19 protein-coding genes and 1 pseudogene are annotated in these 24,623 nt (G+C 62.2%); 17 read left to right on the top strand and 3 right to left on the bottom strand.

Translation table 11 applies throughout. The features are described 5' to 3' along the window. The first annotated feature begins 74 nt into the window (after positions 1-74). The 8 genes from art_RS06065 to art_RS06030 all read left to right on the top strand — a co-directional run bounded on the left by art_RS06065 (position 75) and on the right by art_RS06030 (position 10,140). Positions 75-1,481, top strand: a complete 1,407-nt coding sequence (locus art_RS06065) for a SpaH/EbpB family LPXTG-anchored major pilin (protein WP_038463193.1) — start codon at positions 75-77, stop codon at positions 1,479-1,481. A gap of 53 nt (positions 1,482-1,534) precedes the next feature. Then, entirely contained in the window at positions 1,535-2,407 is an 873-nt protein-coding gene (locus tag art_RS06060; RefSeq protein ID WP_052136059.1) for a class C sortase, read from the top strand. A 453-nt stretch (positions 2,408-2,860) separates the two neighbouring features. Next, entirely contained in the window at positions 2,861-3,232 is a 372-nt protein-coding gene (locus art_RS06055; RefSeq protein ID WP_038463190.1) for a helix-turn-helix domain-containing protein, read from the top strand. 533 nt (positions 3,233-3,765) lie between these two features. Beyond that, positions 3,766-5,091: a UDP-N-acetylglucosamine 1-carboxyvinyltransferase gene (gene murA / locus art_RS06050; RefSeq protein ID WP_038463187.1), complete on the top strand. Its 1,326-nt coding sequence runs from the start codon at positions 3,766-3,768 to the stop codon at positions 5,089-5,091. 65 nt (positions 5,092-5,156) lie between these two features. Beyond that, positions 5,157-5,960, top strand: a complete 804-nt coding sequence (locus art_RS06045; RefSeq protein WP_082000527.1) for a 1-acyl-sn-glycerol-3-phosphate acyltransferase — start codon at positions 5,157-5,159, stop codon at positions 5,958-5,960. After that, positions 5,957-6,994, top strand: coding sequence for an NAD(P)H-dependent glycerol-3-phosphate dehydrogenase (locus art_RS06040; protein WP_052136058.1), 1,038 nt, complete (start codon positions 5,957-5,959; stop codon positions 6,992-6,994). The genes art_RS06045 and art_RS06040 overlap by 4 nt, the downstream gene beginning before the upstream one ends. A gap of 3 nt (positions 6,995-6,997) precedes the next feature. After that, positions 6,998-8,134: a D-alanine--D-alanine ligase family protein gene (locus art_RS06035; RefSeq protein WP_038463184.1), complete on the top strand. Its 1,137-nt coding sequence runs from the start codon at positions 6,998-7,000 to the stop codon at positions 8,132-8,134. A gap of 167 nt (positions 8,135-8,301) precedes the next feature. After that, positions 8,302-10,140 (top strand): hypothetical protein, encoded by a 1,839-nt coding sequence (locus art_RS06030; RefSeq protein WP_162182038.1) that lies wholly within the window; start codon positions 8,302-8,304, stop codon positions 10,138-10,140. Positions 10,141-10,523: 383 nt separating this feature from the next. Here art_RS06030 and art_RS22145 read toward each other — a convergent pair. Beyond that, positions 10,524-11,161: pseudogene (locus tag art_RS22145) on the bottom strand (transposase); the annotation flags it as partial. 133 nt (positions 11,162-11,294) lie between these two features. Between art_RS22145 and art_RS23280 the strand changes: the two are divergent. The 3 genes from art_RS23280 (at position 11,295) to art_RS06015 (ending at position 13,337) form a co-directional block, all read left to right on the top strand. After that, positions 11,295-11,513, top strand: a complete 219-nt coding sequence (locus tag art_RS23280; RefSeq protein WP_367643765.1) for a type II toxin-antitoxin system HicA family toxin — start codon at positions 11,295-11,297, stop codon at positions 11,511-11,513. Further along, positions 11,510-11,911, top strand: a complete 402-nt coding sequence (locus art_RS06020) for a hypothetical protein (RefSeq protein ID WP_038463179.1) — start codon at positions 11,510-11,512, stop codon at positions 11,909-11,911. The genes art_RS23280 and art_RS06020 overlap by 4 nt, the downstream gene beginning before the upstream one ends. Before the next feature lie 280 nt (positions 11,912-12,191). Then, the gene (locus tag art_RS06015; protein ID WP_038463176.1) at positions 12,192-13,337 is read left to right on the top strand and encodes a class I SAM-dependent methyltransferase; all 1,146 of its coding nucleotides are present in this window, start codon (positions 12,192-12,194) and stop codon (positions 13,335-13,337) included. Between the two features lie 68 nt (positions 13,338-13,405). On the opposite strand, the gene art_RS06010 is transcribed toward art_RS06015, so the two are convergent. Then, positions 13,406-14,587 carry a hypothetical protein gene (locus art_RS06010; RefSeq protein WP_157875172.1) on the bottom strand — a complete coding sequence of 394 codons (1,182 nt, stop codon included), beginning with the start codon at positions 14,585-14,587 and terminating at the stop codon, positions 13,406-13,408. A 97-nt stretch (positions 14,588-14,684) separates the two neighbouring features. Further along, entirely contained in the window at positions 14,685-15,827 is a 1,143-nt protein-coding gene (wecB, locus tag art_RS06005) for a non-hydrolyzing UDP-N-acetylglucosamine 2-epimerase (protein ID WP_038463171.1), read from the bottom strand. Between the two features lie 290 nt (positions 15,828-16,117). Between wecB and art_RS06000 the strand changes: the two genes are divergently transcribed. From art_RS06000 to art_RS05975, 6 genes are all read left to right on the top strand, one after another. Further along, positions 16,118-18,067, top strand: a complete 1,950-nt coding sequence (locus art_RS06000) for a glycosyltransferase (protein WP_052136056.1) — start codon at positions 16,118-16,120, stop codon at positions 18,065-18,067. 12 nt (positions 18,068-18,079) lie between these two features. Then, the gene (gene wecC / locus art_RS05995) at positions 18,080-19,333 is read left to right on the top strand and encodes a UDP-N-acetyl-D-mannosamine dehydrogenase (RefSeq protein WP_038463169.1); all 1,254 of its coding nucleotides are present in this window, start codon (positions 18,080-18,082) and stop codon (positions 19,331-19,333) included. Next, a complete protein-coding gene (locus tag art_RS05990; protein WP_038463167.1) occupies positions 19,330-20,097 on the top strand; it encodes a hypothetical protein in 768 nt (255 codons plus the stop codon). The genes wecC and art_RS05990 overlap by 4 nt, the downstream gene beginning before the upstream one ends. Before the next feature lie 20 nt (positions 20,098-20,117). Then, the gene (locus tag art_RS20890) at positions 20,118-22,352 is read left to right on the top strand and encodes a glycosyltransferase (protein ID WP_052136055.1); all 2,235 of its coding nucleotides are present in this window, start codon (positions 20,118-20,120) and stop codon (positions 22,350-22,352) included. Further along, positions 22,353-23,501: a hypothetical protein gene (locus art_RS05980; protein ID WP_157875171.1), complete on the top strand. Its 1,149-nt coding sequence runs from the start codon at positions 22,353-22,355 to the stop codon at positions 23,499-23,501. Between the two features lie 175 nt (positions 23,502-23,676). Further along, entirely contained in the window at positions 23,677-24,135 is a 459-nt protein-coding gene (locus art_RS05975) for a hypothetical protein (RefSeq protein ID WP_162182037.1), read from the top strand. The last annotated feature ends 488 nt before the right edge of the window (positions 24,136-24,623 follow it).

Raw genomic sequence — 24,623 nt, 5'->3', positions numbered from 1 at the left:
TATCTGTACGGCGGCATCTTTGCCGTCGGGCCCAAAAAATCGATCATCATGAACCAGAACAAGAAAGTTTCGTCATGTCTTTGAACAACCCCCGCACCCTGCGAGGCCGTCTGGGCCGTCTGGCCTCGACCCTCGGCGTAGTCGCCGTTGGTGCCGCGCTGGCCTTTGGCAGTGCTGCACCGGCTTCTGCCGCGCAGAACATCGACCCGGAAGCCAAGGGCTCCATCACTGTGCACAAGTTCCAGGAGCCCAACACTCCCACGGGCTTGGTGCATGACGGCACGGCAGTGGACACCACCGGCTTGACGGCGATCCCTGGAGTCACCTTCAGCGTCCAGCAGGTAGGCATTGACCTCGCGGACTCCGCCAACTGGCAGCAGCTGGAGGGCTACACAGTTGCCCAGGCTCAAAAAAACCTCACAGGTGCAGCGAAGCCGCTGATCACGGACGGCGAAGGTGTCGCAGCGTTCACGGACCTGCCAGTTGGCCTGTACCTGGTGACGGAAACCAACACAGGCACCAACAATATCGCCTTCCACGGCGAGCCGTTCCTGGTGACCATCCCGCTGGCCCTGGACAACGACTGGAACTATGACGTTCACGTCTACCCCAAGAACACTGTCACCGGCCTGATCAAGGAAATGGATGACTCCAAGGCGCATGTCATCGGCGACGCTGTGACTTACACTCTCAAGGCACAGGTCCCGGCCCTCCCCGCAGCCACTGAGCTGACAGCCTTCGGCATCACCGATTCACTGGACGGGCGCCTGGCGTATGCCTCGGCAACCGTAACCGTTGACAGCTTGGCTCTTGAAGCAGGGGACTACACCCTCGGTGCCACGGGCCAGGAGTTTGCCCTGACCTTCACGCCGGACGGCTTGGCCAAGCTGCACGAAGTCCAGGGCAAGGACGTCACCGTTACGCTGACCACCTCCGTTGTCTCTCTCGGTGACGGTGCCATCAAAAACCAGGCCCAGGTGTTCATCAACGATCCCGCCAACTCGTTCAACTCAAATGAAGTCACCACTTCATGGGGTGCGCTGACCGTGTTCAAGCATGCAGCCGAGGACGAAGGAAAGTTCCTGGCCGGCGCCGAATTTGAACTGTATGCCCTCGACAGCGCGGGCGGCCGCGTTGCCGGTCCGCTGAAGGACGTCGTCGACGGAGACAACATCTTCACTACTGCTTCCGGTGATGGCACTTTCACCGTCAACGGGCTCAAGGCCGGGGACTACGAACTCGTGGAAACCAAGGCACCCCTGGGCTACAAGCTTGATTCCACGCCCATCAAGGCCGTCGTCGCTGAGGGAGACCTTGGCGCTGCAGTGGTCGTGAAGATCTCCAACACCCAGGTTCCAGCCTTCATGCTGCCTCTGACAGGCAGCACCGGAACCGCAGTGTTCCTCGGCGGTGGGCTGGTTCTAGTGGCCGGTGGTGTTCTGCTGGCTGTGGCTCGCAAGCGCCGCACCAGCCAGGCATAGGCGGCACTTCGGCCTAGAACAGGGAACAAATTGACCGCGCCAAGGCCTCTCCCGTGAGCAACAATGAACGACGCCGGGCAGCCCACCAAGCTCCCCGGCGTCGCATTGCGCTGCTCTCCTTGGGAACGGCGCTGCTGGTGTTCCTTGGCGCCTGCATCATGCTCTACCCGTCGGCGGCGAGCTGGTTTTCCGCTATGGGACAGGGGCAAGAATCCGGGCGCTACGTGGAAACGGTCGAGGCACTGCATCCCCAGGAACGCGCGGCCGCTCTGCAGGCAGCCGTGAACTACAACGCCTCACTGGCGGACGGCAGTCGAATCGTTGATCCATTTGCGGCGATTCAGGACGAGACGGTCAAAACGGATGACCCGTATTGGGACCTTTTAGAACCGTCAGGCGACGGCATCATGGCCCGACTGCGCATCCCCAAGTTGGACCTCACCTTGCCGGTTTACCATGGCACGGGTGCGGATATCCTGCGTCAAGGCGCGGGACACCTCCAAGGTACAGCGCTGCCGGTGGGTGGTACAGGCACGCATGCGGTCATGACTGGCCACCGTGGACTGCCGCAGGCCACCTTGTTCACCCACCTGGACAAATTGCAGGTGGGCGACACCATCGAAGTTGACGTCTATGGCCGCACCACCATCTACCAAGTGCAGAATTCTTCGGTGGTGCTGCCTTCGGAGACGGAAACCCTGAGACCAGAAGTCGGCCGCGACTTGCTAACTCTCGTCACTTGCACCCCGCTCGGCATCAATTCACACCGCATCCTTGTCACAGCCGAACGCGTGGATGCCACACTACCAACTGCAAACACTCCAGCGACTGTCGTGGGCTTCCCCTGGTGGGCGCTGGTCCTGCTCGGAGTTCTCTCCGCCGGTACTGTGTATGTTCTCCGGACCCGCAGGGTCCCTGCGAACTGAAGATAAGGACCTCCTGCGCACCAAAGAACGCCGCACCAAGGCCGGTCCATCCCTTCGGGGGTGGGCCGGTTTTTGCGTGTCCGCCGTTAATGTACGACGCCGGGACCCCGCCTCCCAGCGCCGGCCCGCCTTGGGCAGCCCCTCGCCATACGCAGTTTTCGCATCCTCGTCGACAATGCTCAAAGTGCAGCTTCCGGAGTGGTGTCTAGTCAGCTCTTGTCAGTCACGTCTAGAGGTCTCTAGACTGAAATTGTGATGATGAAACGACGTGATCTCCTGAACAGACTCAAGTGCATCGCGAAGGAGCTCGGAGTCGAGTACACCGCCACGGAGGGCAGTCGTCATACTCGCGTTGATGTGAGGGGAGAACACCGCGCAAGTTCCACGCCATAACGAGATCGGCGAGATGCTCGCCAAGCAGATCATCAAGCAGGCTGAAGGAAAGGACACGCAGTGACACTACATGTGACGGCTGTCAGGGACGGACGATTCTGGTTCGTAACGTCCGATGACATTGAAAACTTCTACACACAAGCCCGCAACCTGGCTGAGATCCCAGTCATGGCCAGGGACTTGGCTTCGCAGCTCACTGGACGCCCCGAGTCTGACTTCAACGTAGAAGTCAGCATTGACACCCCGGAAGTGACTGCCCATTTACTCGAGGCCGCCGCCCTGGCCGCGAAGGCTGAAGAGCTCAAGGCCGAGTCTGCCCGGGAACGACGGGCCGCAGCTCTTGTCCTCCGGCGTCAAGGTGTAACAGTCCGCGACATCGGCACGGTTCTTGGCGTCTCCCATCAGCGGGCCCAGCAGTTGGTCAGCCGATAAGCCCTGTCGCCAAAAGCCACCGTGCCGTGGGTTGTGGTGCAACGCGACGCACGGCAGAGCGTGAAACGTGTTTTGCCGTGGTTGTGGGTCTACAAGGAGCACCAGCCGCGGCGGGATAACTCGAGAAGTTCCGGCAGGCAATTTCTGACACCGATCCCGCTTTCTGATCACGGGATGGCGGGATCAGAAAGCGGGATCGGTGTCATTTTGCAGGGGCGGCCCGTTCCAGTGCCCGCGGCCGGCGAAGCAACTGCCCGAAGCGCGGTCATGCGCAACGCCGAGGACCGTGGATGCGCATGATGGCGCAGGTGGCCAGGGAAGAGCCTGCAGCCCATTCCCAGCGAGGCATCCACCACAACGACCGCGGCGCATTTACGCATCCAGATGGGGAGAAACTATGCTTGAGACGAAGCCCCGGACCATACCGGGGGAGCCCCGGCATGAACTGGCATGTACCGGGAGGCGCCGGCGGGCCCCGGGACAACCCCGGACGGCAACGGGTGCACAGCATGTAGCAGAGGATTTAGATGACGATGAGCAGAATTCTGACAGTCCGTGGTGGTGTTCCACTTAGGGGACGTGTGCAGGTACGCGGTGCCAAAAACCTCGTTCCCAAGGCGATGGTGGCTGCACTGTTGGGCAACTCGCCGTCAACACTGCGCAATGTGCCGGAGATCAAGGACGTCGAGGTTGTCACCTCGCTGCTCCAGATTCACGGCATCACTGTGGACAAGGACCCTGTCACGGGTGACCTGACCATGGACCCGGCCAACGCCAAAAAGGCCACCTCCGCCGAGATCAACACGCATGCCGGTGACTCACGCATCCCCATCCTGTTGTGCGGGCCCTTGATCCACTCGATCGGGCACGCCTTCATCCCGGACCTGGGCGGCTGCAAGATCGGCGACCGTCCCATCGACTACCACCTGGAAGTCCTGCGCCAATTCGGTGCAGTTGTGGACAAAACCGACAGCGGCATCTCCATCTCAGCACCCATGGGCCTCAAGGGCACCAAGATCAACCTGCCGTACCCCAGCGTCGGCGCCACGGAACAGGTCCTCCTGTCCGCAACGCGGGCCGAGGGCATCACCGAACTGACAGGTGCCGCCACCGAGCCGGAGATCATCGACCTCATAGCGATCCTGCAAAAGATGGGCGCCATCATCTCCGTCCAGACGGACCGGACCATCCGCATCGAGGGCGTCACCGAGCTCACCGGCTACGACCACACCGCCCTGCCGGACCGCAACGAGTCAGCCTCCTGGGCCTCGGCCGCACTCGTCACGGGCGGTGACATCTACGTCGAGGGTGCCAGTCAGCGCGACATGATGACGTTCGTCAACACGTTCCGCAAGATCGGCGGTGGCATGGACATCCAAGACGACGGCATCCGCTTCTTCCACAAGGGCGGCGCCCTGAAGCCGCTGGTCCTGGAAACAGACGTCCACCCCGGCTTCATGACGGACTGGCAGCAGCCCCTCGTCGTGGCACTGACCCAGGCCGAGGGCGTCTCCATCGTCCACGAAACCGTGTACGAAAACCGCTTCGGCTTCACGGAAGCACTGACAAGGATGGGCGCCAGCATTCAGCTCCATCGCGAATGCCTCGGCAGCATCCCGTGCCGTTTCGGCCAGCGCAATTTCATCCACTCGGCCGTGATTTCCGGATCAACCCCGCTCAAGGGCGCCAACATCCACGTCCCGGACCTCCGCGGCGGCTTCAGCCACATGATCGCGGCCCTCGCCGCCGAGGGTACCTCCACCGTCACCGGCATCGATGTGATCAGCCGCGGCTACGAGCACTTCACCGCCAAGCTTGACTCCCTCGGCGCCGACTTCGACGTCCAGGAAAGCAAGTAGGCGGGAAACCAGTGGAGCACCAGAAGCGCCCCTACAAGCCCAAGGGCATGACCATCGGCACCCGCATGTTCTTCGGCCTCCTGGCCGGTGTGGCCAGGCCCATCATGAACGTCCTCATCGGCAAGGAGTGGCACGGCCTGGAACGCCTGCCCCGCGACGAGGGCTTCATCGTGGTCCCCAACCACTGCACCGAAATCGATCCGATCGTCGTTGGCCACATGCTCTACAACCAGAACATCATGCCGCACTTCCTCGCCAAGGACGGGCTCTTCAAGACCCCCGTGCTCGGTGCGGCCCTGCGTGGTGCCCACCAGATCCCGGTGGAGCGCAGCGGTGCCGGTGCCGGCAAGTCCCTGACGGTTGCGCAGGAAGTGCTCGACGGCGGAGGTGCAGTCGTGATTTACCCGGAAGGCACGCTCACCCGGGACCCAGAGCTGTGGCCCATGAAGGGGCGCACCGGTGCCGCCAGGCTCGCCTTGGGCACCGGCGCGAAGGTGGTTCCCGTGGTCCACTGGGGTGCCCAGGAGGTGTTCCCCCGCTACGCCAAGGGATTCAAGATCTTCCCGCGCAAGCGGGTCAAGGTGGTGGTTGGCAACCCCGTGGACCTCAGCGCCTTCGAAGGCCGCACCGCGGACAAGGCCACGCTCGAGGCCATGACCGAAGTCATCATGGCGGCCATCACCGAGATGCTCGAGGGATTGCGCGGAGAGAAGGCCCCGGCACAGCGCTGGGACCCTTCCGCGCACCACCAGGCAAGCCACGGCCGCTTCGTCGAACGCGGCGCCGATGCCAAGCCGGCCACGAAGTCGGACGCCAAGAACAAAACCAAGCACGACGCCGGAACAACAGAAAATGGGGACCTCCAGTGAGCTATGTGGATGGCAATGCGCCGGTCAAGACAGCGGTATTGGGTGCCGGCAGCTGGGGGACCACGTTCGCGAAGATCCTCGGTGACGCCGCCGAAGGCACGGAGCGCAAGATCGTCCTGTGGGGCCGCCGCGATGAGGTCGTCGACCAGATCAACAACCACCACCGCAACCCCCGCTACCTCTCCACCACAGAACTGCCGAAGAACATCTCCGCGTCCACGGATGTCGTAGAAGTTCTCAAGGACGCCGAGCTCGTGGTCCTGGCCGTCCCCGCCCAGACCCTGCGTGAGCAGCTGCGTGGGTGGGCCGGACACATAGCCAAGGACTCCGTCGTCGTCAGCTTGATGAAGGGGCTGGAGCTGGGCACAGACCAGCGCATGTCCCAGGTCATCCAGGAGGAACTCGGCCTGACCGCGGACCGCGTCGTCGTCGTCTCCGGGCCCAACCTGGCCATGGAAATTGCGCGCCAGGAACCCACCGCCTCGGTGGTGGCCTGCACGGATGAGAACACGGCCAAGTGGGTTGCGAACGTCTGCAAGCCAACATATTTCCGCCCCTACACCATCAACGATGTGGTGGGTGTGGAGATCGGCGGGATCGTGAAGAACGTGATCGCACTCTGCGTGGGCATTTGCGAGGGCCAAAAGGTTGGCGACAACACCAAGGCCTCCGTCATCACGCGTGGCCTGGCCGAGACCACGCGGCTGGCGCTGGCGCTGGGCGGGCGCGCCGAGACCATGGCCGGGCTCGCCGGGCTGGGCGACCTCGTGGCCACGTGCTCATCGTCGCTGAGCCGCAACCACACCGCCGGGCGCATGCTGGGCGAGGGCCTCACACTGGATGAGGTCAACAACCGCATGACGCAGACCGCCGAGGGCATCAAGTCGGGCCGTGCCGTCTCGGACCTGGCCGCCAAGATGGGCGTCGATATGCCCATCACGAACGCCGTGGTTGCCGTCCTTGAGGGTAAACTGACTGTCGATGATCTGGGCCCGCTCCTTCTGGCCCGCCAATTGAAATCCGAAGGCGACTAACGCGTGACTACTGATTCTCCCGCCACAACTGCGCCCATTCGCGTCGCCATCCTCTTCGGCGGGCGCTCCAGCGAACACGCGGTCAGCTGTGTGACGGCCGCCGGCGTGCTGGGTGCCATTGACCGTGAGAAGTACGACGTCGTTCCCATCGGTATTGCGAAAAACGGCCAGTGGGTTTTGGCTGGCGAGGAGATCGAGGGCTGGTCCCTCAAGAATGGTGCCCTGCCGGAGGTTGCGGCGGGGGGGCAGTCTGTTTCCCTGGCCCACCTGGGCGGCGGGCACCAGCTGGTGGTCTCCGAAGCTGCCCAGGTGCCGCAGGAACTGGGCGCCGTGGACGTGGTGTTCCCGCTGCTGCACGGTCCGTGGGGCGAGGACGGCACCATTCAGGGGCTGCTCGAGCTGAGCGACACCAGGTATGTGGGTGCGGGCGTTTTGGCGTCGGCCATTGGCATGGACAAGCACTTCATGAAGGTCGTCTTTGAGGCTGCGGGATTGGCCGTTGGCCCGTACATTTCCGTGACGGACCGCGAATGGACGGTTGATCCGGCCAAGGTGCGCGGACGTGTGGAGGCCCTCGGCTTCCCCGTCTTCGTGAAGCCCGCCCGGGCGGGCTCGTCCATGGGCATTTCCAAGGTCGACTCCCTCGACGAGTTGGATGCCGCCATTGCAGAGGCACGCGAGCACGACCTCAAGCTCGTCATCGAGGCCGGCATCGTCGGCCGCGAAATTGAGATCGCCGTCCTCGAAGGCCGGGGGAGCGACGCCCCGCGCGTGTCCCTGCCCGGAGAGATCGCCATGGTGGACGGCGCACACCACGCCTTCTACGACTTCGAGGCCAAGTACGTCCAAGGCAACGCAGTACACCTGAGCTGCCCGGCCGACATGCCTGAGGCTGATGTCGCACGCATCCAGGAGCAGGCCGCCTTGGCGTTCGACGCCGTCGGTGCCGAGGGCCTCTCCCGCGTGGACTTCTTCTACACGGCAGCGGGTGAACTGATCATCAACGAGATCAACACGATGCCTGGCTTCACGCCAAGCTCCATGTACCCGCAGATGTGGGCCGCGACCGGACTGAGCTACCCGGAGCTCATTGACGAGCTGCTGCAGCTGGCACTGACCCGCAAGGTCGGCCTGCGCTAAGCCTGGCAGGAAGAAACAGGGCTGCAACAAACTGTTGTGGCCTCAACAAGTCATTTCATGCAGTATTACAGACCGCATGCCAAATAGGGGGAACCATCCATCTGCCGTCGCAGGACTTAAAAACGTCCATTCACGCGCTGTTTAAAGCAACGGTGATCCTTGTGGTTGTGGCACTTTCGGTGACCGGGTGCACTCCCGCGGGCAAGAGTGAGCCGGGTATAGCACGGGTTTCCACGGACTCCGGTGGCGAGGTTAAAGTCAGTTTTCCGGGGCACCCTGAGCTTTTGCCTACGGTGGAGAAGCGCAAGGCCGAAAACGCCAAGGTGGCGGGGTTCTCAGAGGCTGTCGAGGTCCATGACCAGGTGGAACTCGGGCTACCAAATGGCAACTTTCCGGAGTCGGGTGCCGTGGTCTCCTTCGAAAGAGAGCAGGGACTGCCAGAAGGGGTTCTCGGCACCGTTGCCTACTTTGACGAAGCTGACAAGGTTTGGGTGCCGGTCAAGACAGAATTGTCTCCGGACCGCAAGACGCTGACCGCACACGTCGACCACTTCTCGTTGTGGGGCTTTCTTGAAACGGTCATCCATGGAGTCGGCCTTCTCACGGGCACGTTTACAGAGAAGCCAACGTGTGACGGGACGGTGCCGGAGTGGGCAGACATGACCTTCTTCGACAACAAGCTGGATGTTCTTCAGTGGTGCGTGGGCGGGACCGGGGACCCAGAAGAACTCGTGGTCAAGGCGACCATGAACCGGAACTACCCGGCGATGGTCTATTCTGCAGCCAGGACCGTAGGGCCCCCCGAGAGAACCTCTGACCCTGCTGGGGGCGTTGACTGGCAGGGTTTTGTGACCAACGAGATGAAATGGACGGAAAAAGAGCTTCGCGGACCGGACGTTTTCAGCATGCAGTCGAGCGTAATCCTACCCTTTGAGACTGTCACTTTCCGCTATGCCAAAAAAGATCTGATGCGGGCCTGGGGAGACATCGGCAGTCACGGTGGCCAGCTGTTGACCGTTGGCTCCCATTGGATGTTGGGAGCGGCAGCCAGCGTCTACAACCTGATCGAAATCGGGGCGGCTTCCTACGGCGGCGACAAGGAATCGTTGCAGTGGCTGGCTGTTCTCCTGAAAATCAATGATTGTGCGGCCACCTCCAGTGATAAGGATCCCTCGTCAAAAACTGACTTGGTGGCATTGGCCAATTGCTTAACATTTGGTCTCGACATCGATGACCAAATCGGCAAATACCTAACTCGAAAAGCTACCACCGAGGCGTCCTTGGCCGTCCTTAATGCTGCGGTGAAGAGGGCGTTCATCGCCATTGCCGTAGCGGAGGGCACACTCAACACCATCGTGTTCAGCTTTGACTTTGGTGACAAGGCGGTCCGCCCACAAATGACATTTGGGCCCACCGATGGGTACCTACGGGAATTTGTGGTCGGACCATGGACCACGACAGTCACCGATGACCGTGCGATGGAATTTGAGCATCATCCAGAGTGGACAGTCCATCCGCTGGAATCACAAGCCAATGATCCCACCACGCCAGCCGGTGTCAGCCTTGAGATCCGAAATTCTGATGGCGTTGTCATGGGCACCTTATATACAGGAGTAATCTTCGGCGCCCCGGTAATGCCTGAGACGAACCCATACGTACTGCTGGAACGTCTTCCCACGCCCGGTCTGGAAAGCAAACAAACAGCTCGAGGGAGCAACAACTACGCCTTCCAAGCAGTGCAGGATGTCAAGGGTTGGGGTGCCACCATGGGCATCACAAATTATCCCGAAGAACAACAGGACCTTGTAAGCATGGCGAAAACGGGTTTCTCCTTTACCGAACGCAGCGGGGGATTCTTCAACCGTTTCATTGCGCCTGATTTGGCCCTGCCGGGCGTGGATGCTACCTCGACCGGACAAGCCCGTCTCACTGCCTACATGGGAACAGACGAGTACAAGGACATTCGGCGCATGATCATGTCCCTGCACTTCGTCGCTCAAAACTAAGAAACCACGACAGGGCATTCGTCGCCGGAGTGGCCAGGTTGTTGGTTTGCCGGACATTGACTGGCGGAAGTTTGGCGCCCTCGCGGCAGCCTCCTTGCCGGGGATTGTTCCAGAGTGTCGCTTGCCTGCGGGTGGGAGCCCTGCGTTGCCACGAGTACAGGACCACTCTTTATTGTTATTTAGCATTGCCTGTCGCCTTGTTTTCATCAAGAGTGGGGCGCCGGTTTCCTGTGGTGCGTTGGCGCCAGGAGGGCCCTTGGATGACGAGGACGAGGGTGTGGGCGCCATGGGTGAGCCGGTCTATCACTGACTGGGCCAGCAGGGTGTCGGCGGTCATGGCCATCCATTCGGCGTGTTGGGTGGGTGTCCCAGCGGGAGGTGTTTTGGATCGGGGCAGGCACACCCTTGGTCGCGATGTGACCTTCGCAGCCAAGGTCCTCGAGGAGGTCCCTAGTTTTGTTTGAGTCGTACCCTGCCTCCAGGTGCACCCGGATATCCTCGGGCAGGAAGAATCCGAATCGGGAGAGCTTCTCCAAGGTGGGCCGCAGCAGGGGCGAGTCGTGGCGGTTTGCCCCGGCGATCTCAACTCCGCGCGGGATACCCCAGGCCTCGACCAGCACCGAACGCTTGGTGCCCTGCTTGCCGCGGTCCGCAGGGGACCGATCTGATGCTTCACCACCGCAGGGAGACTTCACCAGGCATCCGTCCACGGACAGCTCCTCCATCTCAAGTCGGACGATGCGGTCGTAGGACTCCAATGCGATCTGCTCCAGCGGTGTGAAGATGCCGGCGATGATCCACGCATCGCGCCGTCGTCGGATGGTCGTGGCCGAGCAGCTGCTGTCGGATATTCTCTCGTAGGCGGCTCCCCGGGCGAGGACCTGAACGAGTTTGTCGAACACGACCTGCTTAGGTATCCGGGGCCGGTGGCAGCCCAGCGGATGCTCTCCAACACTGGTGGGATCAGTGCCTCGAATTGGCTCCAGAGTGCCGCGCCTACTGGTGCAACATGTAAGGCCAACTTTCCCCGACACCACACCACGTATCGCCGTGTTTTTTTAGTACCTCCAGTGCTCCGGGGTGGTGGATTCCGTCGAGACTGAACCTCATGACAAGCGAATTAGGGCTCCTATTCAAAACACTTTAGGGGGACTATGATCAGTGGTATGACCAAGTCGATGACATACCGGGAGTTGGTCAAACTCCTGGTTGCGGCAGGATTTACGGTGTCCGAGGGCAAGGGAGAGCACGAGAAGCGGACGCATCCGGCGCCCTCCCGACCAGTAGTCATCACGCAATCTCGGGAAGTGTCTCCAGGCGTCACTCGGAATGCTCTTCAGGCAATTGCAGAAGTGGAAGGACAAGGATCGTGAACAGCATCACCGTCACCTGTACCCGTTGGGATGGAGGCTGGGAACTGGAAATTGATGAGGACAACATCACCCGGGTGCGCACGCTCGCCAATGCGCCTGCCCAAGTGCGTGATTACCTTGACACCGTCAACCCTGATGTGGACCATGCGAACTGGAGGATAAACCTCGAGCTTTCTGATGAGGAACTTGCAGCCAGGATTCGCGGCTCTCGCCAAGCCAAACTGGCCGCACAGAAGTCTCAGGAAGAAGCTGCCAAGGATGCCCGGGAAGTGGTGGAGCTGCTCCTCGTCAACCACATCACCGCGAACGACGCAGCTGCCCTCCTTGGTATTTCCAGCGGGAGGGTCAGTCAACTCAGGAAAGATGTTCGCCGACGAGAAGCTGCACAGCCGGCGTAGTGCCGCCACGCCAGTTCGCTTCATCATGATGATCCGGACTTGGCCTACGTCCTGTCACTGTATGGTGCTGCTGGTCGTTGACGACGGCGCGGCAGCGTGGCAAGAAGGCGGACCGGCTCGATGGCAGGAAGGACCACAGCCACAACCCATCCTGGACCAGGCTCACAAACATCTGCTACACCTCCTCGCCAGCCCCACCAGCTAAACTGGAGCGTCAGTCAAACCGCCTGCGCCCATGCAACACTAGCCCCCGCAGGCAATCCCAAGGAGCCCTCCACCCATGAGCACCGAGCCGTCCAGCACACAGCCCACCCCCACCGTGAGCTGGACCCACGACGGCGCCGAACACACCGCCCGCTGGTTCTCCGCCAGCGGTGCCGCCGCTCCCAAGAAGCTCGCCGCCGTGGATGATTCGCTCACCGCCGACGACGCCTATCGCCTCGCCGCCCAGGGCACAGCCATGCTGTGGCAGGGCGACTACCACAATGCCCGCCAGCTGCTCTCGGCCATGGCCCGCCGCCTGCCCACCTTTTCCAAGTCCGACGGCGAGGATGTCGCCAAAGCGTTCTACCGCTACCGCCAGGGGCGGACACAGCGGGCCAGGATGCTCGGGCTGTTGTTGGTCCCGTTGGAACCGGGCCCGGCAGTTGCGTTGAGAAGGGCCCCGGATGTCAGCGAGGCGTGGAGCGCTGCCGCTGGGGATGTCGACGAGCCAACGGTCGCGCCATTGCAGGACGTACTCGGCGCGGTGGGCGCGTTCGAGTGGCGCCGCAACGGCGTGTTCGTGCAGGAACTCGACGCCATCATCTATCCGCACTACGGTACGTTCGCACCCATCCGCAGCGAGTACCTGGCCTTGGTGGATGAGGCGGAGCTGCCGTCCACGGAGTTGGCATTCGACATCGGCACCGGCACCGGCGTGCTGGCCGCAATCTTGGCCAAGCGGGGCGTCAAAAAAGTGATTGCCACGGACACCGAGCCCCGGGCCATCGCCTGCGCGCAGGAAAATCTGGCGAACCTCGGCCTGGCCACCATCGTCGAGCCGACCCTGGTCAGCATGTTCCCGGCAGGCAAGGCACCGCTGATCGTGTGCAACCCGCCGTGGCTGCCGGGCACCGCCAACACCTTGTTGGACAACGCCGTGTACGACCCCAAAAGCCGCATGCTCAAGGCCTTCATTACGGGCCTGCCACAGCATCTGGACACGGGAGGAGAGGGCTGGCTGATCATCTCGGACCTCGCCGAACACCTCGGCCTGCGCTCACGTGAAGAGCTGCTCCAATGGATCGACAAGGACGGGCTGGAAGTCAAAGACAGGCTGGATACCGAGCCACGCCACCCGCGCTCCATGGACCGCAGCGACCCCTTCTTCGACGCACGGTCACGGGAGATCACCTCACTGTGGAAGCTGGTCGTCAAGGCTTAGCGTCGAGGTCCTTGCTTGCATCCTTGTGCCCTTGCATATATGCAAGGGCACAAGAGGGCAACCATTTGCTAAACCAAGACCGCCGGGTAATATTTCCCCAGTGTCTCGCGTATGAGTGAGAACTCAATCCAGTCCCGTTCAACGTAGAACGGCATCTTGGCGCCGGCCAGCTTGTCTGCCAGCCCGCCCATGAGGCGGGTGGGAAACTTTTCGTACAACGTGCTGTTGGCGCGTTCATAGAAGGTCAGGTCGAGCCTGGACCCGAGATTGAGAATCTCATCCGGGATGTCCCGGAGCATGTCGTTGGCAACGTTGTGGCCGGCATGCTTGGCCACGTAGATCGACAGGAAGTCCGAGGCGAAGTTCTGGCCAAACTCAAAGTGCGGACGAGGCGGCTTGGGCACGGACGGGATATTCAGCTCCACTCCCAGCCGGTCTTCGGCAATCTTGGCGAGCACGTATTTTCGGTAGAGCTTTTCCTCACCCGGACTGGCCAGGGACAACAATGAGTTTCCAATGTGTTCGCGCTGGTAGCGCGCCAAGACAAAAAGGGTTCCGATCTCCGTCAAGCCGAGCACATACGGCGCATTCTCGAACCCAGCCGCCTTGAAGGGCGGAAATGTTGCACCGGAGGCGGCCACGGGGCTGCGCCGCAAGTTGTCCGAACCGGCTTCCAGGATGCTGCCAAAGGTGTGGAACGCACGCCTTTGGTGTGCACTGGCCAGGATGGCTCCGGAACCCATGAATGACCACGAGTTCTTCTTCAGCGGCGTATCGAGGAGGTTGGTCGAGACGATGGTGGTGTCAAAGTTCTCAAAGAAGGTGCGCTCCCGGCCAAATCGGCCACCAAAATCCATGGACACCAGGTCTGTGCCTTCCGGCATCAAGGAAAGCGCCGCCAAGGAATCAAAGCCGCCGCTGAAACTCAACACATGACCTTCACGGCGCACACCCACAGCCGTGCCAGTTCCTACAGTGGACACCGTGGCAGAGATGAAAGCCTCCACCTGCCGAAGGATGCCCTCAGATGGTGCCAGCTCCATATGGATGCTTTGGTAGGCCTTGCCACACAATGTGGACAGGGCCACCGCCAACGCATCATCGTCCGTCAGGACTGGCCTGTTGAATGCAAACCACAGGGCGTGATCCTCCGTTGTCCCATCGGCTGCAACGAGCTGGCAATCGATGTCAACCCGCAATCCGTCGGTCCGGCGTATGTTGCGAAATGATGCTTGGCGTGGAGCGTTCACGTGCGCTCTCTCTCTCTCTCTCTCTGGTTGTGGGGAGTGACTGCGGCTACCTGACTGCTGTGCGCCCAACGCGCCGAACATGCCCAACCCGCCGCGTCTATCCGGCGAAGTCTTCGGCACGGGCGCCGCTACCCAGAAGGTGATGGATGGCGGCAACGGTGCGGCCGGCGGCGAGACCGTCGCCGTAGGGGTTCGTGGCGTTGGCCATCGCATTGTAGGCGGACGGATCAGTGAGAAGGGAAGTAACCGACTCGACGATGGTGGCCGGGTCGGTGCCGATGAGCTTGACGGTGCCGGCGGTGACGGCCTCGGGCCGCTCTGTGTTGGAACGCATCACGAGGACGGGCTTGCCGAGGGAGGGGGCTTCCTCCTGGACGCCGCCGGAGTCGGTGAGAACCACGGTGGCGAGCGAGATGAGCCGGGTGAACTCACCGTAAGGCAACGGTTCGGTGATCAGGACGTTCAGTTTTCCGACGAGGGCGGGCAGGACCGCCTCGCGGACAAGGGGGTTCTTGTGTGCGGGCAGGACAATCACCACGTCGGGATGGGCGTCGGCCAGCGTGGCGAGGGCTTGGCCGACCCCGCGCATGGTGTCGCCCTGGTTTTCGCGGCGGTGCGTGGTGACCAGGAGGATGCGTTGGCCGGTGACCGCAAGTTCTTCCAACAAAGGATCCGTGAACGGAATGTTCTTGTTGACCGTGGTCAGGAGCGCGTCGATGACGGTGTTGCCGGTGACAGCGATGTCCGCGGCGTTGACGCCCTCGGCCAGGAGGTTGGCCTTGGACGTGCTCGTGGGGGCCAGATGCAGGGAGGCGATCTGCGTGGTGATCTTGCGGTTCGCTTCTTCGGGGAAAGGTGAGAACAGGTTGTGGGAGCGCAGGCCGGCTTCGGCGTGGACCACGGGAATGCCGGCGTAGAACGCGGCGATGGCCCCGGCGGTGGAGGTGGTCGTGTCGCCTTGGACGATGACCACATCGGGGCGGACAGCCGCGAATAGCGAGTCGAGGCCGTTGATGGTGCGGGTCAGGATGCCGGAGAGGGATTGGCCGGGCTGGTGGATGTTCAGGTCATGGTCGGGGGTGATGCCGAAGAGCTCGTTGACCTGGTCAAGCATTTCTCGGTGCTGGCCGGTGACGGTGACCACGCACTCAAAGGAGGGGTCTGCCTTCAGGGCCGCGACGATCGGGGCCATCTTGATGGCTTCCGGACGGGTGCCGTAAATCGGCATAACAACGGTCATGGTTCCCCTTAGTGGTGTGCAGGGAGCTCGTCGGCTCCAGTCTCAAAACTGCGCAGGGGCCCTGTCGATGGGCGCACCAGTGCAATGGCTCAACCTTCACGGTACGGGGTAAACAACGCGTGAACGCGCAAAATCAAGTGGCCGGCACCAGTGTTCACCTAAGTTCTTTTCAATGGCCCCGGTGCGTTTCCGGGGGTTCATGTGCCGTTAACAATTGCCTGACTAACTGGTTTTCAGCGATGAACGGCAACCGCCGTCCACCTGATGAATATTCGAATGAAGGGCGCCAGATGGTAAATCTCCCAGCCGCCGGGAATGCCGCCGTCGCGGCAGGCACCCGCGAGGATGTGGCCACCACCGTCCGCACCGCGCTGTGGCACCTGCGCAAGGGAGGGCTTCCCCAGGTGAGGTCGTGGGCGCAGTCCAAGACCACACCCAAGGAAGCTGCCATCGCCGAACCGGGCTTCGGGGCAACCGGCACGTGGGTTGGGACGGGGCAGCAGTGCCGCCTGCAATTTGCTCCCACCCAAAACGGCCCCGGGCTCGCTCCACGGAACCCGGAGGTCCGCGCCGCCGTCATCCTGGACGACTTTTCCGCGCTGGCCCTTGGCAGTGAATGGGACTGCACCCAACTGTCCCGGAAATCGTGGCGCGAGCAGGTCCAGTCACAGGACTTCAACATCTTGTTTGTTGAATCTGCCTGGTCCGGCTTCAAGAAGCAATGGTCAGGGAAGCTCGACGGCGCCTCTCACCAAAATTCGGACCTTGCGGACATTGTTGCCCACTTCCGCGAAAATGGCATCCCCACGGTTTTTTGGAACAAGGAAGACCCCGTCCACTACGGCGACTTCCTGGCCGCAGCGCAGCTCTTTGACCAGGTCTTCACCACGGATGCGGACCGCATCCCCAACTACCAGCGGGACCTGGGCCATGACCGCGTGGGCCTGCTGCCCTTTGCCGCCCAGCCGCGGCTGCACAACCCCATCCGGCCCGCAGCCGGCTGGCACGAACGCGACATTGCCTTTGGCGGCATGTACTTCAGCGAGAAATACGATTCACGGCGTGGGCAGATGGACCTGCTGTTGGGAACAGCCGCGCGGCTGTCCAACACCATGGAGCACGGCCTGGAGATCTTCTCCCGCCAGCTCGGCGGGGCCGCGAAGTACCAGTTCCCGGCCGGCCTGGCCCAGCACGTGGTGGGCAGCCTGGATTACCCGCAGATGCTCACCGCCTACAAGGCCTACAAGGCCATGCTCAACGTGAATACGGTGACGGAATCCTCCAGCATGTGTGCAAGGAGGGTCTTTGAAATCCTGGCCAGCGGCACCAACGTCATCTCCACGCCGAGCAAGGCACTGACGGAATTGTTTGGCCCGGGGGAGATCCACATCTGCGCCACGGAACAGGAGACCGCGGAGGCCGTCGCAACCCTGGTGCGGGACCCCTTCGCCGCCGAACGCGGCCTCCATTTGGCCCAGCGCCGTATCTGGCAGCAGCACACGTACCGGCACCGCTGCGAGACCGTCCTTTCCGCAGCTGCCCCACACCTGGGGCGCGGGACGAAGCGGCCCCGCGTGACCGCCGTCGTGGTGGTGGAGAACGAACGCGAGGTGGAACGCATCTTCCAAACCATCGGCAGCCAGGTTGATGTGGACACGGAACTGGTTCTGGTGGTGCGCGGATTCGAGATGGCTGGCACCGTGGTGCTGGAGCTGCAGGAAGAACATGACATCCCAGCGGCGGCCTGGAGCTACGCGGACTCGGCGGAGACCCGCGGGGCCTGCCTGAACCGGGGGATCGAGGCAGCATCCGGGGAAGTGCTGGCCATCATGAACCCCGTCGACCACTACGGACCCAACTATCTCAGCGACCAACTGCATGCGCTGGAGTATTCCGAGGCAGATGTGGTTGGCAAGCAGGCCTACTATTCCCTGCGTCTGGACACCGGGAAGGCTTATCTGAAGGCCCGCCAAAACGAACACCACTGGACCACCGCCGTCCAGGCTGCAACCTTGACGGCCGGTGCGGGCGTCTTCCGCAGCCAGCCGTTTGCGGACCTCGAGCAGGAAGCCGAATCAGGGTTCCTTGCACACCTCCACCAGGGCGGAGGGAGTATCTACTCCGCGGACAGGTTCAACTACCTGCGCATGGTCCAGGGCGGCGCGGCCCAACTCGCGGCCGCATCTGCCGGTGGACACGACGCGTCCCTGGCCACACACAAACACGAAGTTTCCCTTTAGGAGCATTGACAGATGAACACCATCGAGCATGTGGCCGTCATTGGCCTGGGCTACATTGGGCTGCCCACGGCGGCCATCCTCGCCAGCAAGGGGCTTCGGGTCAGCGGGGTGGATACCAACGAAAGCACGGTCACGGCCGTCAACGCCGGGGAGGTCCCCTTTGTGGAGCCCGGCCTGGGCGCATTTGTGCAGGAAGCCGTCAGGGACGGGTACCTCACAGCCGGCACGCTGACTCCCTCCGCCGGCGCCTACATCGTCGCAGTTCCCACCCCGTTCCTTGCAGACCGTTCGGTGGATGAGCGGTTCATCCGTGCCGCCGCTGAAACCATTGCCCCTCAGCTGGTTGGCGGGGAGCTGGTCATCCTCGAATCAACCTCCCCTCCCGGCACCTCCGCCCACATGGGTGAATACCTGGTGGAACTGCGCCCCGACCTGGCGCTGCGCCGGGACGAAGGGAAACCGGTCATCCATGTGGCTCACTGCCCGGAACGTGTCCTGCCGGGAAAAATCATGGAGGAAATGGTCAGCAATGACCGGATCATCGGCGGATTGACCACGGAAGCCGCCGAACTGGCCCGGGACCTGTACCAGGTCTTCTGCGAGGGTCAACTGCTCGTCACCGACGCCGCGACGGCGGAGCTGGCCAAGCTGGTGGAAAACTCCTTCCGGGACGTCAACATTGCCTTTGCCAACGAGCTCTCGGTCATTGCGGAGAAGTTCGGCATCAACGTCTGGGAACTCATTGACCTGGCCAACCACCACCCCAGGGTGAACATCCTGCAACCGGGCCCCGGAGTGGGCGGGCACTGCATTGCCGTGGACCCGTGGTTCATCGTGGCCGGGGCCCCGGAGGAAGCCAGACTGATCCGAACAGCCCGGGAGGTCAACGACGCCAAGCCGCGCTGGGTAGTGGAAAAGGTCCTCGCCGAGTTGGAGGCCTTGCCCGGGGACGCAGAAATTGCGTTGCTGGGACTGGCCTTCAAGGCCAACATCGACGACCTCCGCCAGTCGCCGGCCCTGAACATTGCCGTGGAACTCTCCCGCAAGCTGGACAGCCGGCGCATCAACATTGTGGAGCCCAACATCGCGTTGCTGCCGAAGGACTTTGCCGGCATGGGCCATGTGCGGCTTCTGGACACCACAGAGGCAGTCACCCGTTCGCAGCTCCTGGTGGTGCTGGTGGACCACCAAGAGGTCAGAGACATCCCTCAGGAAAGCCTGGCCGGGAAAGTGCTCATCGACACGAAGGGCATCTTCCAGGCATGAGCATTCAACAGCGGGAGCGCACCCTGGAAGTTTGGGACGGGGCAGAAACCCTAAACAATGCCCGCATCCATGAAGCCGTGCTGTGCATTGCCCCGGGTGAATTGACCCGCCAGGAACTCCACCTGGTGGCGGGAGATGCCCAGATCATTAAGTCCATGGATGAGGCACCGAGCATGGCCGAGGCCAGCTACACCTCTGTGGTGGTCTTCGCCGCCGGCCTGGAACTGGCACGCGAACTCCTGCAGATCAATGCACTCGACGGCACCGGCAGGATCCACTGGCACCTTGGCATGGACCTGATGGAAACACTGGAAATCCTGTCGCGGCTGGAGCTGCCGTTTGGGGTGCGTGTTGAGAGCACCAACCATGCAGCGCCGGGAACGGTTGTCACCACCGGGCTCACCACCGGCGGGATGCTGGACACGCTCAGCTTTCATCGCGGAGTGCAGGCCGGAAGCCTGCACCGCACCGGACAAACGGCAACCGGGCAGGCAACCGCACCGGACACCGAACGGCTATTGCAGCAAAAGCTGCTGCACACGCTGCAAACCATTGAACCACTCATTGACGCGGCACCGTCCTGCACCGGGCTACACGACGGCGATGCGGAAACGCAGCTCATCGTGCTCAAGCGCAAGTACGACGCACTGGAGCGCAAGTACACTTCCCTGGCCGCCTCACAGATGGGGAAGCTGACGCTGCGCCTGTGGGCACGCAAGCGACGCAGCCGCAGCCGCTTTGCCGCCGCCACGAAGGCCCCGTAGACACCATGAAGGACACCGCAATGAAGAGCCACACGCCCCAACAAACAGATGCTGATTTTGGTGCCCGCATGCTGATGGACAACGATGCCAGGCATGAGGAGATGGCCAGACTGAAGGAAAGCCTTGCCGGCAGCGGGATCCCGACTGAGCTGGGGGAGTACCTGCCCGGGGTGTCCGTTATTGTCCCGTCCTACCAGGGCGCGAACCGCCTGCCCGCCTGCCTGGACTCCCTGGCGGCCCAGACACTGCCACCACACCTCTTCGAGGTCATCGTCGTGGTCAACGGTGAGCAGGACGGTTCCCTGGAAGTCCTGAAAAAATGGCAGGCACGGCACGCCAACCACGCGCTGCGCATCATCTACCAGGCCACCCCCAGTGCAGGGGCCGCCCGCAACCTCGGCATCGCACTGGCTGCGCACGCCTTCACCACCTTCGTGGACGACGACGACTACGTCGGCCCCGAATTCCTGGAACGCATGCTGGCTGTGGCAGGGCCGGACACCATCGGAGTCAGCCCCATCATCAACGTGGAAGCCGACGGCACCAGGGTGGAGCAGAACCCCCTGAACCTGCACATCACCGCCAAGGCCGGCAAAGAATTCACGCTCACCACGGTGCCCCCGCTGCTCGGCTTCAACGCCTGCAAGCTCATCCCCACGGCAGCCCTGTCCCAGATCCGCTACTCCAGCGGACTCCGCAGCGGCGAAGACATCGCCTTCATGGCAGCAGTGGCCGTCTCCCAAGAGTTCAAGGCCCACCTCGGAACCACAGAAACAGCCGGCGCCTACTTCCGGGTCCTGCGGGATGAGTCCATTTCCCGCCAAGACCTTACCTTCGACTTCGCCGTGACCCAGCGCCTGGACGTCATGGTTGAGCTGGAGAAGGGCCGATCCTGGGACCTGTCCGCCAATGACCAGCTCCTGCTAGGGCTCATGCGCTCGCAGGCAGGCTTCATCGGCCGGTACCTAGACGCCCATCCGCACCAGCTGGACGCCATCCACGCAGCCGTTGAGTCCTCGGCAGTCCGGGATTTCCCCTGGCAGCAAATCAACAAGGGCAAGGCCCGGGACCTGGTGGTCAGCTACTGTTTCGCCCCGTTCTCGGACACCAGCGCCGTCGTTGCAGCCAAGGCCATCGTGGAACGCGGCAACATCGTGGACGTCATCTCCAACAACATGGCCGGCGTGCGCCGCAAGGATTCCAGCCTCACCACGATCGCCGGACGCTACGTAGAAAACTCTGTCACCATCGATGCGCCCCCGTCGTTTGCCGGTTGGGAGCACATCTCCGAATTCGTCACCAAGGGAACCGCGGTGGCCAACCGCCAGGACGCACGTGTGGGCGGCTACCGCACCCTGTACAGCCGCGTGCTGTGGCCCGGTTCTCACTTCCTGGCCGCCAGGTTCAAGCTCAGCCACCCGCAGGTAGTGTGGACAGCGGAGTTCTCGGACCCCGTCAGCGCGGATGCGAAGGGCCGCCCGCGCAAGGGCAGCCTCACAAGGGACGCGCTGTTTGAGGAGTACGCCCGCGGCGTCCGTGCCGCAGGATTCCCTGTCCTAAAAACGGACAACCTCTTTGAATGGTGTGAATTCCTCACGTATGTCCTCGCTGACGAGATCACCTTCACCAACCACAACCAGCGCGACTACATGGTGGCGCGGATCGCCAACAAGAAACTGCGCCGCCGCGTCCTGGACAAGGCCACGGTCCGGTTTCACCCCGTACCGCCCCAGCGCAGCTACACCGTGCTCCCGTCGGACTACCAGCTCTCGCCGCATGTGGTGAACATCGGCTACTTCGGTGCCTTCTATGACAACCGCGGCCTCGACGATGTCCTGACGGCGCTGGTCAACGCCCCCATGGATGTCCGCCGGCAGGTGCGGCTGCATGTTTTCACGGACCGGCCCAAGGATTTTGGTGCCAAGGTAAAGTCGCTGGGTCTGGCCGGCAACGTGCTGTTCCAGCGGTACCTGCCGTACCTGGAGTTCCTGAACGTCTCCACCCGCTTCGACGTGTTGGTCGTCAATGACGTTGAGCGCGGCGGCGAGCTGCCCATCAACCCGTTCCTGCCGTCGAAGTACTCGGATTATGTGGGTTCCGGCTCCCAGATTTGGGGGCTCGTGGATGAGGGCAGCCCGCTGAGCCAACGCGACATTGCCTACAAGTCGCCTGTTGGCAACGGTGCGGCAGCGCTGCGGGCTGTCCGCAGCATCCACGGGGACTGGGTCGCGGCCCGAGACCAGGTTTCGGCATAAATGAGCGCGGCATCCCCTGTGGTTTCTGTTGGTGAACCGGGCTTCTCCGACGACGGCCGGCTGAGCCTGGACATCGTCACCGCCCACGGCGTGAAGCACCTGTTCTTTGACATGCACGACGCCGGGATGCCCAGTTTCGATTCCATCGCCTCCACTGTTGGGCTGCTGCTGGGACGAGGCAACGCGGGAATCAACTTTGGCTTCCCCGTCTCTGCCCGGACGCTGGAGGCAGTGGCGGCGCACTGCCGCTGCGAGGTGCGCTCAGCCAAGGTGGCGACGGCCGTCCGGCACCCGGCCTCGTCACGGGTGGGGCTGGCGTTTTCCGGTGGATTCGACTCGCTTATGGCCCGGGACCTGCTGCCGGCGGGAACGGCGCTGCTTTCCTTGGACTTCGGCGGTCGGTTCGCCCGTGAGCGGGCCATGTTCAGTGCCTTTGATTCGCACGTGGTGGGCACCAACCTGGTGGACATTGGCCTGAACCGAAATTCCTGGAGCTTCATGGCCGCGGCGAACGTGCTGCTGCGGGATTCCCTCGGGCTGGCCACCTTGTCCTTTGGCACCGTGACGGAGGCCCGGCCCAAATACTTTCGTTTCGGCGGGCAGACGCAACCCGTTGGCTCCACCATGGATGCCGTTACGGAGATGCCCATTTTCAACCCGGTGTTGGGCCTGACAGAGGTGGCCACGGCCCGCTATGCCCTCACCCACTACCCGGCGCGGGTCGATGACATCCTGAAGTCCGTGGCGAACCCGGGCGAGGAAAAGGCCTACCGCAAGCAGCTGCTGCTTCTGGCGGCCAACGCGCACGCAGGAAACGCAGTGGCGCCTCCTGCCGACGCCTTGCCGGCACAGCCGATTCTCACCTGGGGCTCCAGCCTTGCTGCGGACTTCCTGTCGCTGTACCTCATGAAGCACCTCGGTGCCGGCGTCGTGCAGAAGCTGTACAAGCAACCCGTCCCGGACGCAGCAAAACTGCTGGTGGACAAGCTGGAGCTGAACTTCTTCGGCAGGGTGAATGCCAATTTCTATCAAGGGCATGACCGCAGCCTGCAATCCGGCATGTACCGGAAGCTGCTGTTGGCAGGAGTCGAGCCGTACGGCTCACAGGACTTCCACGAGTTTGCCCAGGTGGCGGCCCTGCTGGGCTGAGCTCAAGAGGGCCGTGCCCACTAATTCCAAGCACGACGGCGAGGAGGTCACCAATGCCTTTTGCCGCTACAGCCAGGGGGAAGACACAGCGGGCCAGGAGGCTCGGGCGATTGTGGGTTCCACTGGAACAGGGCACGGTAGTTGAGAAGCGCAGGGTTTCTTATGCAGCATGGGCATGGAGCGCTGTACTGGGGACCTCGACGAGAGAACTATCAAGTCTTTGGTGGCCCATTTCGCTGTTTTAGGCGAGTTTGTGCCGGAGCTCGACGCCGTCATCTACCGGGACTACTGTACTTTCGCATCGATCCGCAGGAAGTCTTTGGCACGGATGGACCAGACCGTCTGTAGTCCACTGAGCTGGCGTTCGACATCGGCACCGGCGGTCTGGCAGCGATCCTCGCCCCTCGTGGGCGTCAAGCGAGTGGTCCCCTCGGACATCGAACTGCGGCCCATCGCCTGTGCACATGAGAACCTGGCCGCCAATGCGCCCCCGCGTGCCTCGTCTAAAGTGCTCGCGAAAGCGTCACGCTTCGTGGGGTGCTTGGTAGTCGGACTTTGCGGCGGCCAGCCGGATCAGTCGTTGCTGGATCTCGTTGATCCGGTCAGTCAGGCCGGACAGACCAGTCTGGCGTAGAGCTCGCGCAGGTGAAAGTGTTGCGGTTCGAGTATGGTGCCGGTGCCCTGATCCTCTCGGCCGGAGTACGTGGGTCGTGGTATCCGCGCACTCAAATCACAGGAAATATGCAAGCTTTGTGCCGTGCAAATTTGGAGATTCTCCAGACTGAGACTTCCGCCGAACTCACTGGGATTCATCCAGACTCCCGCGTACTGGAGACTGTTTGAAGGACGGAACATCTAGCGAGGGTCTGGTCTGTTGTCATCTCTGTCGCTGTCGTTTCACAATTCAGGAATCAAAGCGTTTGCAAGTGACCTTGGAACGGCAATATTGCGGTGATTCAGGTTTTTACTCAGTCGACCATGTTCAACAAAATAGTGCTGAGCAGAGGCTAATGGCCCTTGACATGCCGACTCTCGAGACCGCCCGTTCACCAGTCATGGGACGGGGAAATGGATACGTCAGCCGCGCCCAGTTTAAAGATTCTGCTTGAGACTTGGAGAAGC

Origin of the sequence: Arthrobacter sp. PAMC 25486, assembly GCF_000785535.1 — a bacterium.
GTDB lineage: Bacteria > Actinomycetota > Actinomycetes > Actinomycetales > Micrococcaceae > Specibacter.
The sequence above is the reverse complement of the archived record's forward strand: the minus strand, read 5'-3'. Positions and strand labels throughout refer to the sequence as shown.

Bases quoted from the DNA above. Each gene is read 5' to 3' on its own strand.
- art_RS06065 (WP_038463193.1), top strand. From the start codon at position 75: ATGTCTTTGAACAACCCCCGCACCCTGCGAGGCCGTCTGGGCCGTCTG.
- murA (WP_038463187.1), top strand. From the start codon at position 3,766: ATGAGCAGAATTCTGACAGTCCGTGGTGGTGTTCCACTTAGGGGACGT.
- art_RS06045 (WP_082000527.1), top strand. From the start codon at position 5,157: ATGTTCTTCGGCCTCCTGGCCGGTGTGGCCAGGCCCATCATGAACGTC.
- art_RS23280 (WP_367643765.1), top strand. From the start codon at position 11,295: ATGATCAGTGGTATGACCAAGTCGATGACATACCGGGAGTTGGTCAAA.
- art_RS06015 (WP_038463176.1), top strand. From the start codon at position 12,192: ATGAGCACCGAGCCGTCCAGCACACAGCCCACCCCCACCGTGAGCTGG.
- wecB (WP_038463171.1), bottom strand. From the start codon at position 15,827: ATGACCGTTGTTATGCCGATTTACGGCACCCGTCCGGAAGCCATCAAG.
- art_RS06000 (WP_052136056.1), top strand. From the start codon at position 16,118: ATGGTAAATCTCCCAGCCGCCGGGAATGCCGCCGTCGCGGCAGGCACC.
- wecC (WP_038463169.1), top strand. From the start codon at position 18,080: ATGAACACCATCGAGCATGTGGCCGTCATTGGCCTGGGCTACATTGGG.
- art_RS05990 (WP_038463167.1), top strand. From the start codon at position 19,330: ATGAGCATTCAACAGCGGGAGCGCACCCTGGAAGTTTGGGACGGGGCA.
- art_RS20890 (WP_052136055.1), top strand. From the start codon at position 20,118: ATGAAGAGCCACACGCCCCAACAAACAGATGCTGATTTTGGTGCCCGC.
- art_RS05980 (WP_157875171.1), top strand. From the start codon at position 22,353: ATGAGCGCGGCATCCCCTGTGGTTTCTGTTGGTGAACCGGGCTTCTCC.
- art_RS05975 (WP_162182037.1), top strand. From the start codon at position 23,677: ATGGAGCGCTGTACTGGGGACCTCGACGAGAGAACTATCAAGTCTTTG.